This window comes from Acinetobacter sp. WA-87, from assembly GCF_039938935.1.
GTDB classification, from domain to species: Bacteria; Pseudomonadota; Gammaproteobacteria; order Pseudomonadales; family Moraxellaceae; genus Acinetobacter; species Acinetobacter seifertii.
Genome location: NZ_JBDUVF010000001.1, coordinates 705,227 through 717,962 on the forward strand (window position 1 = coordinate 705,227; position 12,736 = coordinate 717,962).

At 41.2% G+C, this 12,736-nt stretch carries 10 protein-coding genes; 6 read left to right on the plus strand and 4 right to left on the minus strand.

From position 1 onward, the window contains the following. Positions 1 to 16 precede the first annotated feature (16 nt). On the plus strand, positions 17 to 1,255 hold the full coding sequence (locus tag ABFY81_RS03425; protein ID WP_347913028.1) for an SGNH/GDSL hydrolase family protein: 1,239 nt from the start codon (positions 17 to 19) through the stop codon (positions 1,253 to 1,255). A gap of 46 nt (positions 1,256 to 1,301) precedes the next feature. Here ABFY81_RS03425 and ABFY81_RS03430 read toward each other — a convergent pair whose 3' ends face one another. From ABFY81_RS03430 to ABFY81_RS03445, 4 genes are all read right to left on the minus strand, one after another. Further along, positions 1,302 to 2,585, minus strand: a complete 1,284-nt coding sequence (locus tag ABFY81_RS03430; protein WP_347913414.1) for a DcaP family trimeric outer membrane transporter — start codon at positions 2,583 to 2,585, stop codon at positions 1,302 to 1,304. A gap of 241 nt (positions 2,586 to 2,826) precedes the next feature. After that, complete coding sequence (locus ABFY81_RS03435; RefSeq protein ID WP_347913029.1) at positions 2,827 to 3,498, minus strand: class I SAM-dependent methyltransferase; 672 nt, start codon at positions 3,496 to 3,498, stop codon at positions 2,827 to 2,829. 71 nt (positions 3,499 to 3,569) lie between these two features. After that, the gene (locus ABFY81_RS03440; protein WP_347913030.1) at positions 3,570 to 5,264 is read right to left on the minus strand and encodes an AMP-binding protein; all 1,695 of its coding nucleotides are present in this window, start codon (positions 5,262 to 5,264) and stop codon (positions 3,570 to 3,572) included. Positions 5,265 to 5,374: 110 nt separating this feature from the next. Further along, entirely contained in the window at positions 5,375 to 5,992 is a 618-nt protein-coding gene (locus ABFY81_RS03445) for a TetR/AcrR family transcriptional regulator (RefSeq protein ID WP_000120687.1), read from the minus strand. 144 nt (positions 5,993 to 6,136) lie between these two features. On the opposite strand from ABFY81_RS03445, the gene ABFY81_RS03450 reads away from it, so the two are divergent. Genes ABFY81_RS03450 through ABFY81_RS03470 form a run of 5 tightly spaced genes read left to right on the plus strand, consistent with a single transcriptional unit; the run spans position 6,137 to position 12,650 of the window. After that, positions 6,137 to 7,309: an isovaleryl-CoA dehydrogenase gene (locus ABFY81_RS03450; RefSeq protein WP_347913031.1), complete on the plus strand. Its 1,173-nt coding sequence runs from the start codon at positions 6,137 to 6,139 to the stop codon at positions 7,307 to 7,309. Between the two features lie 24 nt (positions 7,310 to 7,333). Next, positions 7,334 to 8,935 carry a carboxyl transferase domain-containing protein gene (locus ABFY81_RS03455; protein WP_347913032.1) on the plus strand — a complete coding sequence of 534 codons (1,602 nt, stop codon included), beginning with the start codon at positions 7,334 to 7,336 and terminating at the stop codon, positions 8,933 to 8,935. A 9-nt stretch (positions 8,936 to 8,944) separates the two neighbouring features. Then, entirely contained in the window at positions 8,945 to 9,748 is an 804-nt protein-coding gene (locus ABFY81_RS03460; RefSeq protein WP_347913033.1) for an enoyl-CoA hydratase/isomerase family protein, read from the plus strand. Positions 9,749 to 9,759: 11 nt separating this feature from the next. Then, positions 9,760 to 11,751 carry an acetyl/propionyl/methylcrotonyl-CoA carboxylase subunit alpha gene (locus ABFY81_RS03465; protein ID WP_347913034.1) on the plus strand — a complete coding sequence of 664 codons (1,992 nt, stop codon included), beginning with the start codon at positions 9,760 to 9,762 and terminating at the stop codon, positions 11,749 to 11,751. After that, on the plus strand, positions 11,748 to 12,650 hold the full coding sequence (locus ABFY81_RS03470; protein ID WP_347913035.1) for a hydroxymethylglutaryl-CoA lyase: 903 nt from the start codon (positions 11,748 to 11,750) through the stop codon (positions 12,648 to 12,650). Before ABFY81_RS03465 ends, ABFY81_RS03470 begins: the two co-directional genes overlap by 4 nt. Positions 12,651 to 12,736: the final 86 nt, after the last annotated feature.

The following is a 12,736-nucleotide window of genomic DNA, read 5'->3' on the forward strand; positions in this document are numbered from 1 at the left end:
TTAAAGAGTTCACGAAATGAAACTTCATCAAGCTACCCTATTTTCTTTGACTTTATTTATGAGCGTTGCACAAGCTGAAGTACCACAGCACCAGTGGATTACCACTTGGTCTGCGAGTCCTCAAAAAGTCTGGAATAAAGACTTCGTTTTTCCCACCCTTATTCCAGAGCAAATATCCAACCAAACAATTAGGCAGCTAAGCCAAATTAGTTTAGGTGGTGAAGCTGTTCGGCTTGTTTTTACCAATCAATATGGCGAGCAACCACTTTATATTGATCAAACAACAATTGGTTTAGCGAGCGCAGCAAGCCTGAAATCTAAGAGCACCTATCCTGTTTATTTTTCTGGTCAACTTAAAGCAAAAATTTTACCGGGCAAACAACTGGTAAGTGATCCAATCGAGTTAGCTGTTCCTGACCATACTCAATTGGTGGTGAATAGCTTTATCCAAAAACCAACAACGTTTAAAACTTTCCATTGGGATGCGAAACAAACCAGTTGGCTCATTAAGGGAAATCAGACAACAAATTTAACTACGCCAACTGATGCCAAAACAGCAACGGCGCGATTATTACTATCAGCAATCGAGGTAAAACCCAAACAGAAAGCTCAGGTGGTTGCTGTTATTGGAGACTCAATTACCGACGGTGCAACTGCAACCTTAGATGCAAATACGAGATGGACCGATTTTTTAGCGAAACGTTTATCAGCACACCAAGTAGCAGTTATTAATAGTGGAATTTCAGGAAATCGATTACTTACCGATGGTATGGGTGATAGTGTTTTAAACCGTTTAAACAGTGAAGTATTTCAATATACTGGAGTTAGAACTTTAATTGTTTTGATTGGTATTAATGACATTTCATGGCCCGGTACAGTCTTTGCTTCTAAGCAGCAAATACCTTCTTTTGAAGCATTAACCGAAGGTTATAAACGTGTTGTGAGAGAAGCTCACAAACAAGGCATGCAGGTGATTGGTGCTACTTTACTTCCGTTTTCAGGCGCTTTACCTAACCCCCCTTTAGATAATTACTATCAACCCAACAAAGATCAATTACGTCAGCGCATTAACCAATGGATAAGAACCAGTCATACGTTTGATGGTGTACTTGATCTCGATAACGGCTTAAAAGATCCAAAACATCCTGATCGGTTAAATCCAATTTATGATTCAGGAGATCATTTACATCCGAATGACCGTGGTAATCAACACATGGCGGAATTGGTAGATTTAGATCAAATTACTAAAAATTAATAATTGCCCCATCAGGTGAACCTATTCACCTGATGGGAATAACTATTTAGAAATCGTAACTCGCTATCATGTTGAAGCGGTTATCAATCCCGTTACGACCATCGAAAGTTTCTCGTTCGCCATATACATACTCAACACCTAAGGTAATTGGTTTGTATGGGTTATACATCGTATTTACCCAGCCTTGCCAAAGCTCTTTGTTTTGAGTCGTGCTATTGTGCTGTAATTCGGCAAAACGGTTATTATCTTTGGCCTTCATATAACCATAAGCTAAAGTCGAGCGAATTTTCGGTGTAAATTGATGAGTTACCCCCAAAGACACCGTATCAAATTCATTGCTATGCATGTTGTTCTGGTCATCTATTGCATAGCCACTATTGCTCCACAATAAGAAGCGTCCATCGCCTTTGACATGGTAATAATCGGCTTTAAGTAAAGTATCGGATGTCATTTGGTATTTACCGCCGAAACCTACGCCCCAAGCCCATTCACTGTCATTATTGGTTCTTTTTTCTGCAATAAAACTACGGCCTGAAAGCATCGAACCATTGGCAAATTTATGATTTAAGCGCCCCACTAAAGCAGGTAAACGCATTTTGTTATCTGGGTCTGTTGCCGCAGTATATTTCGGGTCTTCAACTGATACTGCAAAACTTGTATTTGCCGTTAAATTATCGCTATAGCGAACCATTGGCGATCTAAGCAAGGCACTACCTACAAATGTACCTGCATCAATCGTTTCTGGGTAATATTCAGGTGCAATAAATGTCGACCATGTTTGACCAATCAACCATTTATCAAAAGTTAAATAAGCATGACGTATACGGAACTGATCACGAGTAGCAGCCCCAAAGAAGTCCATTTCCAGTTTTCCACCCACATCGCCAGCAGTTGTCGGTGTTTTAAAATTCAATCCGAAACGGGTCACATAAACCGTACTGTGCAATTGGTCCTTCTGGGCAGATTCTTCTGGCGTATGTTCAAGTGGAACCCCACTAATATTGTTATACATCGTAGATGCACCCTTGATTTGGTAAGAAGCATCTGCTCGCATATAACCATATAAGTTAAATTCTGTACCAGATTTAGTTAGTACTTGTTGTATAGATTGCGAAACTGGGGTAACGACAGGTGTGACTTGTTCTACTTTTTCTTGGGTTAAAGATTTCTGAGTTTGTATATCGGCCTGTAGCATTGCCCGTAATTCGTTTACTTCTTGGCGAAGTTGCTCTATTTCAGGGTTTACTTGCCCCGCAAAAGCAGAAGACATAAGTAAAGACACAGAAACCGCCAATAGGCTTTTTTGAACCATTGTATTTAAAACTTTCATCATGAAATTTTCCTTTAGACCTTTAAACAGACTTAAAGATCTCGACATCCTTTTTGTTATGTAACTATCTAAAATAGATCCTTGAAAATTTGCCTTTCTTTCACAAGAAAGACCTTCCCTCATATTTTTAGTCCTATCCTCCCTAAAGCAGTAAAAGCGACTGTTTAATTTTTCATTTTTATATTCTCATCCACATTGAGAATATTCGGTTTTAAGACCTTATTTATATTCCCCAATAGTATTATTTTTTTGCAATAAACCCCTGATAAGTCAAAATTTGCGTATAAGGCTGTACGCTTTCAAAGCCAGTTTTTTCCAAAAGTTTTATATACCCCTCAGTGGTTAGGCTAAAAAAGTCTTGTGCCATACGCTCTAGCATTTTTTGACACTGCTCTTCTGTTAGACCTTGTGCCAAGCACAAATAACGCAATGCTTGAAGTTGCATTGGGTTTATACAGGTCATGAGGTCATAGGTAAGCAAAACTGCTTTTTCTTTTAAACGATCATAAATATCTTTAAAGAAAGTAGGCTTTATATCATCGGCAACGAAATGCGCCACAAGAATAGACAATGCAGCATCGAAACATGCTTCCAAAGGCAGTGCTGAAGTATCACCATGAATAAAAGTCACTTGTGAAGATTTATCTAAAAGTTCAACCTGTTCCTGTGCCTTTTGCAGCATGGTTAAAGATGGGTCAACTGCTGTAAATTTCCAGTCAGGATGTCTTTTAAGTAAATATTCGAGTTCATAACCCGTACCACAACCTACAATTAAGATATGAACATTAGGTTTCAACATAGATTGCAAAATGGCATCCACCTGTAGATGGATGACTTCATAACCCGGAATTAATTTACGAATATGTTCGTCATATCCTTCGACTACCTTTGGGCTATTAAAGTCTTTTGCCATTTTTCTTATCCTCTATTTAAACTGCCTTTTAATTTATAGTTTGCTGCATGTTGACCCGACTTTAGTCTTCTTTAATCAAAGACATTTCCCGTTAAATTAAGTTCCGCTCGCATAATTTCCTGCAATTTAAACTTTTGCGCTTTGCCTGAAGCTGTCATTGGAAACTCATTAAAGAATCGGACATAGCGCGGCACTTTATTATGAGAAATATGCTCTTTGCAGAATTGGCGAATACTGTTTTCATCAATTTGGTGATGCTCATGCAAAATAATACAAGCACAGAGTTCTTCGCCATATCTGGCATCTGGTAAGCCGATCACTTGAACATCACTTACATCTGGATGGGTATATAAAAAGTCTTCAATCTCTTTTGGAAACAGATTTTCCCCACCACGAATCACCACATCTTTAATACGACCTTTAATTTTAATAAAACCGTCTTGGTCCATTTCGGCAATATCACCCGTATGCATCCAGCCAGCTGTATCAATCACTTCACGGGTCTTTTCTTCTTCACCCCAATAACCCGCCATCACGGAATAACCACGAACACATAGCTCACCTAAAGTGCCTTGCGGAACAATCTGCCCTTCTAAATCGACAATTTTAATTTCAACATGCGGATGAACATGCCCAACGGTACTCACTCGTTTATCAATCGAATCATTTACCGAACTTTGTACACTCACTGGCGAGGTTTCAGTCATGCCATAACAAATGGTAATTTCCGACATATGCATTCGATCTATGACACGCTGCATAATTTCACGTGGGCAAGGACTACCTGCCATAATGCCCGTTCTTAAACTCGACAGATCAAACTCATTAAACTGTTCATGTTCTAAGGTGGCAATAAACATGGTTGGCACGCCATAAGCTGCCGTACAACGTTCTTGATGAATCGCTTTTAAAGTTTCTAAAGGATTAAATACCGCCGATGGATAGACCATGGTTGCGCCATGCGTAACACAGGCTAAATTCCCCATGACCATACCAAAACAATGAAACAAAGGCACAGAAATACAGACTTTATCTTGAGGTGTAAGGCGAATGCCTTCACCAACAAAATAACCATTATTTAAAATATTATGGTGGGTCAACATGGTCCCTTTAGGGTTACCTGTTGTACCTGAGGTAAATTGAATATTAATGGTTTCATCAAACTGGAGCTGCTTGGTTAATAGTTTTAATTGTTCAAGCTGCTCAGAAGTTGGTGTGGTGACTAAATCACTAAAACGATAAATACCCGTATGCTGTTGGTCATCAATTTTAATGACAAATTTTAAATGTGGCAGCCGCGCTGAACTGAGCACTTTATCTGGACTGTTGGTTAACTCAGGGGCAATTTTTGTGAGTAATTCTTGGTAATCAGTGGTTTTGAATTGAGAAGCTATAATCAATCCTTTGCATGAGACTTTATTCAACACATATTCAAGTTCATGGCTCTTATAAGCTGTATTCAGGTTAACTAAAATAATTCCTGCTTTAAAAGCTGCAAATTGGGTAACTGTCCATTCCACACAGTTAGGCGACCAGATGGCTAGCCGATCTCCTTTTTTTAATCCCAATTTTAAAAGGCTACAAGCAAAAGCATTTACTTCATCCTGTAAAGCTTTATAGGTTAATCGTCTGTTTTGATGAAAACTAACGATTGCTTCCTTTTCAGCATATTGCCAACAGGCCTGATCAAATTGTTCACCAATGGTCATACCCAGTAAGGGCTGTGTACTTGGTCCCGAGGCGTAGCTTAACCGTTCTTGTTGCATTGAATCATTCTCCTTGATTCTTCTAATTCTCTTCTTACCTGATCTAATTGTTGTTACTGCAACTACTTTTCCAAACTACTTATTTTGTGTTGTTTTATCCTTTATATGCCCTATTTTTTCTGCACAGCATCCACACAAAAGTCAGCAATCTGTTTTGAAAAATAGTCTTTGTGTGCATGATCAAACTTTGTATTTTGAGCTGGGTCTAGAGGTTCAACCACCACATAGGTCATGGCACCGACTACACAAAGTGCTGCTGTGTTTAAATCATCCAAGACAAACTCACCACTTGCATTTCCATCCGCAAGTATTTTTTTAATACTTTGTTTAATCAATTGCTTCACACGAAAACGCTCATGTTCAACCGTTGAATCGACGGGTTCAAACATAAGTGAATATGCAAGCTGAGGACTATTCAGTGCCCGTTTTACAAAGGTTGCCACCGCCTTATGTAATTTCTGCTTTGCCGATAAATCACTTTCGGTAATCGAATCGATGACCAATAGCTCTGTATTAATTGCATCAGACAAAACTTCAATGAGCACTTGGCTTTTATTATCGAAGTAGCGATAAACCAGTCCACTAGATACACCCGCTTGCTCTGCAATTGTTTGTATTTGCGCGTCTTTAAATCCTCCCTCTGAAATTATTTTTCTGGCTGAATTCAAAATCGACTTTCGATTTTGCTCCATCCGCTCCTGCATTAAAGATGATCGTTTATAGCTCATAATTTATTCTCTAACAAATAAAATGAATTGTAAATCATTTTATGAATCTGTATTCACTTTTTTAAAAAAACATTGTATGGTAATTATCAAATACCCACAAAATATTTTATGGACAACAAATATAACCAATAGGATGAAAATATCATGAACCTACGCAGCTTGAATTTCGGTCTAGATGAAACTTTAATTGCGCTTCAAGATTCGGTAGCCGCTTTTTGTGCAAAGGAAATTGCACCAATTGCTCAACAAGTTGATCAAGACAACAAATTCCCTGCACATCTCTGGAAAAAATTCGGAGATATGGGCCTTTTAGGCATGACGGTTTCTGAAGAATATGGCGGTGCCAATATGGGTTATTTAGCTCATATTATTGCCATGCAAGAAATTTCTCGTGCTTCGGCAGCCATTGGTTTGTCTTACGGTGCTCATTCTAATTTATGTGTAAACCAAATTAACCGTAACGGTAACGAGCAGCAAAAACAGAAATATTTACCAAAATTGATTTCCGGTGAATATGTTGGTGCCCTTGCGATGTCTGAACCCAATGCGGGTTCTGATGTCGTTAGCATGAAATTACGTGCAGAGCAAAAAGGTGATCACTTCGTTTTAAATGGTTCAAAAATGTGGATCACCAACGGCGGTGATGCAGATGTACTCGTGGTTTACGCTAAAACTGATCCGCAAGCTGGCGCGAAAGGCATGACCGCATTCTTGATTGAAAAAAGCATGAAAGGCTTTAGTCACGGTAACCATTTAGACAAACTCGGTATGCGTGGCTCTAACACTTACCCTCTGTTCTTTGACAATGTAGAAGTACCTGCTGAAAACGTACTCGGCGGCGTGGGTAACGGTACAAAAGTACTGATGAGTGGTTTGGACTATGAACGTGCAGTTTTAAGTGCTGGCCCTTTAGGCATTATGGATGCCTGTCTGGATGTAGTAATTCCATACTTGCATCAACGCGAACAGTTTGGCCAAGCTTTAGGTGAATTCCAACTTATGCAAGGCAAACTTGCCGATATGTATTCAGCTTGGTTGGCATGTAAAGCACTCGTTTATGCTGTTGGTGCTGCATGTGATAAAGCTGATCATGACCGTAGTCTACGTAAAGATGCGGCAAGTGCCATTTTATATGCTGCCGAAAAAGCAACATGGATGGCTGGTGAAGCAATCCAAACTTTAGGCGGTAATGGTTATATCAATGAATTCCCTGCTGGCCGTTTATGGCGCGATGCAAAACTTTATGAAATTGGTGCAGGAACTTCTGAAATTCGCCGCATGCTGATTGGCCGCGAACTTTTTAATGAAACCAAATAATAATTATAAATAAGGACGCATCTTATGAACCAATTACAAAGCAAGATTAATGTTCGAAGCGAAGACTTCAAAACAAACCAGCAAGCCATGCAAACATTGGTCACAGATCTCAAACAAGTTGCCCAGCGTATTGCTTTAGGTGGTGGTGAAAATGCCCGTCAAAAACATTTGGCTCGAGGCAAACTTTTACCCCGTGAACGTATTGATCAACTGATTGATGTCGGCACGGCATTTTTAGAAATTGGTCAATTGGCAGCGTACAACGTTTATGAAGATGATGTTCCTGCTGCGGGTGTGATTGCGGGTATTGGTCAGGTCAACGGCATCACTTGCATGATCGTTGCCAACGATGCAACGGTTAAGGGTGGAACGTATTATCCCCTTACGGTTAAAAAGCATTTACGCGCACAAGAAATTGCCGAACAAAATCACTTGCCTTGTATTTATTTGGTGGACTCAGGCGGTGCCTATTTGCCAATGCAAGATGAGGTTTTCCCAGACCGCGATCACTTCGGGCGTATTTTCTATAATCAGGCACGCATGTCGAGCCTAGGTATTGCCCAAATAGCTGTGGTAATGGGAAGCTGTACCGCAGGTGGTGCATATGTACCTGCCATGTCTGATGAAACCATTATTGTCCGTAATCAAGGTACGATTTTCTTAGGTGGACCTCCTCTTGTAAAAGCTGCGACTGGTGAAGTGGTAAGCAGTGAAGATTTAGGCGGTGGTGATGTACACACACGGCTTTCGGGTGTAGCTGACCATTTAGCTGAAAATGATGAACATGCGATTGCGATTGCACGAAACATTGTCGCTAACCTTAATAAAAAGCCAAACGACCTAAATAAACAAGTCGATGAACCATTGTTTGATGCATCGGAACTCTATGGTGTGGTTCCAAGTGATGCACGTAAACCTTTTGATGTTCGTGAAGTGATTGCCCGTATTGTAGACGGCTCGCGTTTTGATGAGTTTAAAGCACGCTTTGGTTCAACACTCATTACCGGTTTCTCTTCACTCTATGGTATGCCAGTCGGCATTATTGCCAATAACGGAATTTTATTTTCCGAGTCCGCACAAAAAGGCGCGCATTTTATTGAGCTATGCACACAGCGCAATATTCCATTGTTATTCCTACAAAACATTACGGGTTTTATGGTTGGCCGCCAGTATGAAAATGAAGGAATTGCTAAAAACGGCGCCAAATTGGTTATGGCAGTTGCCACCGCAAATGTACCTAAACTTACCTTGATTATTGGTGGTTCGTTTGGTGCAGGTAACTATGGTATGTGTGGCCGCGCTTATTCACCACGCTTTTTATGGACTTGGCCAAACTCTCGTATTTCAGTCATGGGCGGTGAACAAGCTGCAAGCGTACTTTCGACTTTAAAACGTGATCAGATTGAGCAAAAAGGTGCAGAGTGGTCAGCGCAACAAGAAGACGAATTCAAACAACCAATTCGTGAACAATACGAGCGCCAAGGCCATCCGTACTATGCTTCTGCCCGCCTTTGGGATGACGGTGTAATCGATCCAGCGCAAACTCGCCAAGTACTTGGTTTAAGTTTGGCTGCGGCCATGAATGCCCCAATCCAGCCGACCAAATTTGGCGTGTTCCGCATGTAAGAGGTGTATATGAGCTATCAATTTTTACAACTCGAACAACAAGGCCAAGTTGCCTATGTTTGGCTGAACCGCCCTGAATTACATAATGCTTTTAATACGACAGTCATTGACGAACTACATGCATGCTTTAAACAAATCCATACACGTGATGACATTCGTGTTGTGGTTTTAGCTGGTCGCGGCAAAAGCTTTTCGGCAGGTGCCGACCTCAATTGGATGAAACAGGCAGGTCAGGCATCTTCAGCAGAAAATGAAGCAGATGCATTAAAACTTGCACAAATGCTTGATGCACTTGCAACGCTAAAACAACCGACTATTGCCCGCGTGCATGGGATTGCCTTTGGTGGCGGTATGGGTTTAGCGTCAGCATGTGATATTTGCATTGCCAGCACGGATGCCAAGTTTGCAACTTCTGAGGTTCGTTTAGGGCTTGCTCCATCTACCATTAGCCCATATGTGATTCGTGCAATTGGCGCAAGACAAGCCTCTCGTTACTTCTTAACTGCCGAGCGAATTTCTGCACGTGATGCCAAACAGATTGGCTTGGCCCACGAAGTGGCAGATGCCGAAGACTTAGATAAAAAAGTTCAAGAAATTATTGATGCTCTATTACTCGGTGGCCCGCATGCTCAAGCGGCCTCAAAACAACTCATTCAAATGGTGAGCAACCAGACCATGAGCAATGACTTGCTGCAACAGACAGCACATCATATTGCTCAAGTTCGTCAAGGTAGCGAGGCAAAAGAAGGTCTGAGTGCTTTTTTAAATAAGCAGCAGCCTGCTTGGGTTTCTAACTCGAATAACAACAATTAAGGACGATCATCATGTTTGAAAAGATTTTAATTGCGAACCGTGGCGAAATTGCCTGCCGTGTAATTCGTACAGCTAAAAAATTAGGTATTGCAACGGTTGCCGTTTACTCAGATGCAGACGCAAATGCACAGCATGTCAAACTTGCAGATGAAGCGGTTTATATTGGTCAGTCCCCTGCAACGCAAAGTTATTTACAGGTTGATCGTATTATTCAAGCAGCGATTGATACAGGTAGCCAAGCGGTTCACCCAGGCTACGGATTCCTTTCTGAAAATGACCAGTTTGCACTCGCTTGCCAACAACACAACATTTGCTTTATTGGCCCACCAGTCGATGCCATTTTAGCGATGGGCTTAAAAGCGACCTCGAAAGCTTTAATGGAAAAAGCTGGTGTCCCTTTAACACCGGGTTATCACGGAACCAACCAAGATGCCGACTTTTTAAAACAACAGGCAGACCGAATTGGCTATCCTGTTTTAATTAAAGCAAGTGCGGGCGGCGGTGGTAAAGGCATGAGTCTGGTTGAACGCAGTGAAGACTTTTTGCATGCCTTAGCCTCTTGTAAACGTGAAGCTAAATCGAGCTTTGGTAATGATGATGTGTTGATTGAGCGTTATGTGATTCAACCGCGCCATATTGAAGTTCAAGTGTTTGGCGATACACATGGCAACTATGTGCATTTGTTTGAACGCGACTGTTCTGTACAACGCCGTCACCAAAAAGTGCTAGAAGAAGCCCCTGCACCACAAATGCCAAGCGAGAAGCTTGATGCAATGCGCCAAGCTGCAATTGATGCTGCACGTGCAGTACACTATGTCGGTGCCGGTACGGTCGAGTTTATTGTGGAACAAGATGGTACGGCGTATTTCATGGAAATGAATACCCGCCTACAAGTCGAACACCCTGTCACTGAAATGATTACAGGTGAAGACTTGGTTGAATGGCAACTTCGTGTGGCTTATGGTGAACCTTTACCTAAACTACAAAACGAATTGCAAATTCACGGCCATGCGCTCGAAGCACGGATCTACGCCGAAGAACCAGAAAAAGGCTTTTTACCTGCAATCGGTAAAATTGACTATCTACACTACCCAACCCAAAACCAATATGTACGTGTAGACAGCGGTATTGTTGAAGGCGATGAAATCACGACCTATTACGATCCAATGATTGCCAAACTCATCGTATGGGGTAAAAACCGTGAAGCTGCACTCATTCAAATGCAGCATGCTTTGAGCCAATTCCATGTGGATGGCTTAGGCAATAACATTGCTTTTCTTGAAAAAATTGTACGCAGTGAGTCTTTTAAACAAGCTAAGCTTGATACCAATTTGATTCAGCGTGAACAAAACTTCTTGTTTAGCCCTGAAGAAATCAAACCAGAACTTGTGGTAGCAGCGGCATTTATTGAGTTTCTAAGCAAACTTAATAACAACAGTTCAAGCCAAAAACAGCTTTGGCAGGCTCAACCACTTTGGCGTTTAAATATTGCTTATCAGCACAGTATTAAACTGAACTATTTAAACCAAAACATCCAAATCAAATTTGCCTCAAATGAAGATGGTTTCACCGCAGAATATAACGGTCAAAGCTACCCGATTTCTGGACAATTGATTGATGCGCATACGGCCTCTGTTCAAATTGCAGGGACTAAGCAAAAACTGTCTTTTAACCAAAGTCAGCAAGGCATTACCTTATTCCAAAATGGACAAAGCTATAAGTTTGCTTATATTCGCCAAGACTTTAATCAAGCAGATAGCCAAGCCGATGAAGGCCACCTAAAAGCACCAATGCCAGGTGTGGTCACACAAGTACTGGTGAGCGCAAATCATAGCGTGAAGAAAGACGATATTTTAATGACACTTGAAGCCATGAAAATGGAATATACCATTCGTGCCCCTAAAGACGGCTTGATTGTAGACTCCTATTTCCAAGTCGGTGATCAAGTCAAAGCTGGCGACGAGCTTGTGGAATTTCAGCCTGCGCAGGAGGAAGTTGCATGAGTGAGTTTGTCAAAATCGTGGAGGTCGGTCCCAGAGACGGCCTCCAAAATGAAAAGCAGGCTTTGACTGTCGAACAACGCTTAAACTTTATTAATGACCTGATTAATGCAGGTCTGAAATCGATTGAAGTCGGTTCATGCGTTTCGGCAAAATGGGTGCCGCAAATGGCTCAAAGTGACGAGCTATTTAAGCTGTTACCCCAAACAACCGATGTGCAATTTAGCCTACTCACTCCCAATATCAAAGGTTTTGAAACTGCTCAAGCGGTAGGATGCAAAGAGGTTGCGGTGTTTACCGCAGCTTCTGAAAGCTTTACCCGTAAAAATATTAACTGCTCAATCGATGAGAGCTTTGAAAAATTTAGCGATGTCATGAGTGCAGCAAAAGCACATAACATCCGTGTGCGTGGTTATGTCTCCTGTATTGTCGATTGTCCATATGAAGGCGCAATTGCCCCTGAGCAAGTGGTAAAAGTTGTTAAACGACTCTATGACATGGGCTGCTATGAAGTGTCTTTAGGTGAAACCATTGGTACGGCTACACCAGATCGCGTTCAAAAGGTTTGGCAAGCATGCCTCGCTGAACTCGACAGCAAGGTTTTGGCTGGGCATTTCCACAATACCTATGGCATGGCGATTGCCAATATTTATCAGTCTTTACAGCAAGGCATTCGTGTTTTTGACTCGTCTCTTGCAGGACTCGGTGGTTGCCCTTATGCCAAAGGTGCTTCGGGTAATGTATCGACCGAAGATCTGTTTTATTTGCTGTCGCACATGGGGTTTGAAACTGGTATTGACTTAGAAAAACTGATGCAAGCCAGCCAAAATATTAGCAATGTATTAAACCGAAAAAGTTTGTCGAATTATGCAAATGCTTATTGGCAAACCATGTACGCATAGTAATAAATAAAATAGCTCAGCATCTGGTATAAAGCTTAATATTAGGCCGATTACCAGATTATCGCGTCTAATTTTTTATCTCATTT

Coding starts and splice junctions, on each gene's coding strand:
- ABFY81_RS03425 (WP_347913028.1), top strand. CDS start 17: ATGAAACTTCATCAAGCTACCCTATTTTCTTTGACTTTATTTATGAGC.
- ABFY81_RS03430 (WP_347913414.1), bottom strand. CDS start 2,585: ATGAAAGTTTTAAATACAATGGTTCAAAAAAGCCTATTGGCGGTTTCT.
- ABFY81_RS03435 (WP_347913029.1), bottom strand. CDS start 3,498: ATGGCAAAAGACTTTAATAGCCCAAAGGTAGTCGAAGGATATGACGAA.
- ABFY81_RS03440 (WP_347913030.1), bottom strand. CDS start 5,264: ATGCAACAAGAACGGTTAAGCTACGCCTCGGGACCAAGTACACAGCCC.
- ABFY81_RS03445 (WP_000120687.1), bottom strand. CDS start 5,992: ATGAGCTATAAACGATCATCTTTAATGCAGGAGCGGATGGAGCAAAAT.
- ABFY81_RS03450 (WP_347913031.1), top strand. CDS start 6,137: ATGAACCTACGCAGCTTGAATTTCGGTCTAGATGAAACTTTAATTGCG.
- ABFY81_RS03455 (WP_347913032.1), top strand. CDS start 7,334: ATGAACCAATTACAAAGCAAGATTAATGTTCGAAGCGAAGACTTCAAA.
- ABFY81_RS03460 (WP_347913033.1), top strand. CDS start 8,945: ATGAGCTATCAATTTTTACAACTCGAACAACAAGGCCAAGTTGCCTAT.
- ABFY81_RS03465 (WP_347913034.1), top strand. CDS start 9,760: ATGTTTGAAAAGATTTTAATTGCGAACCGTGGCGAAATTGCCTGCCGT.
- ABFY81_RS03470 (WP_347913035.1), top strand. CDS start 11,748: ATGAGTGAGTTTGTCAAAATCGTGGAGGTCGGTCCCAGAGACGGCCTC.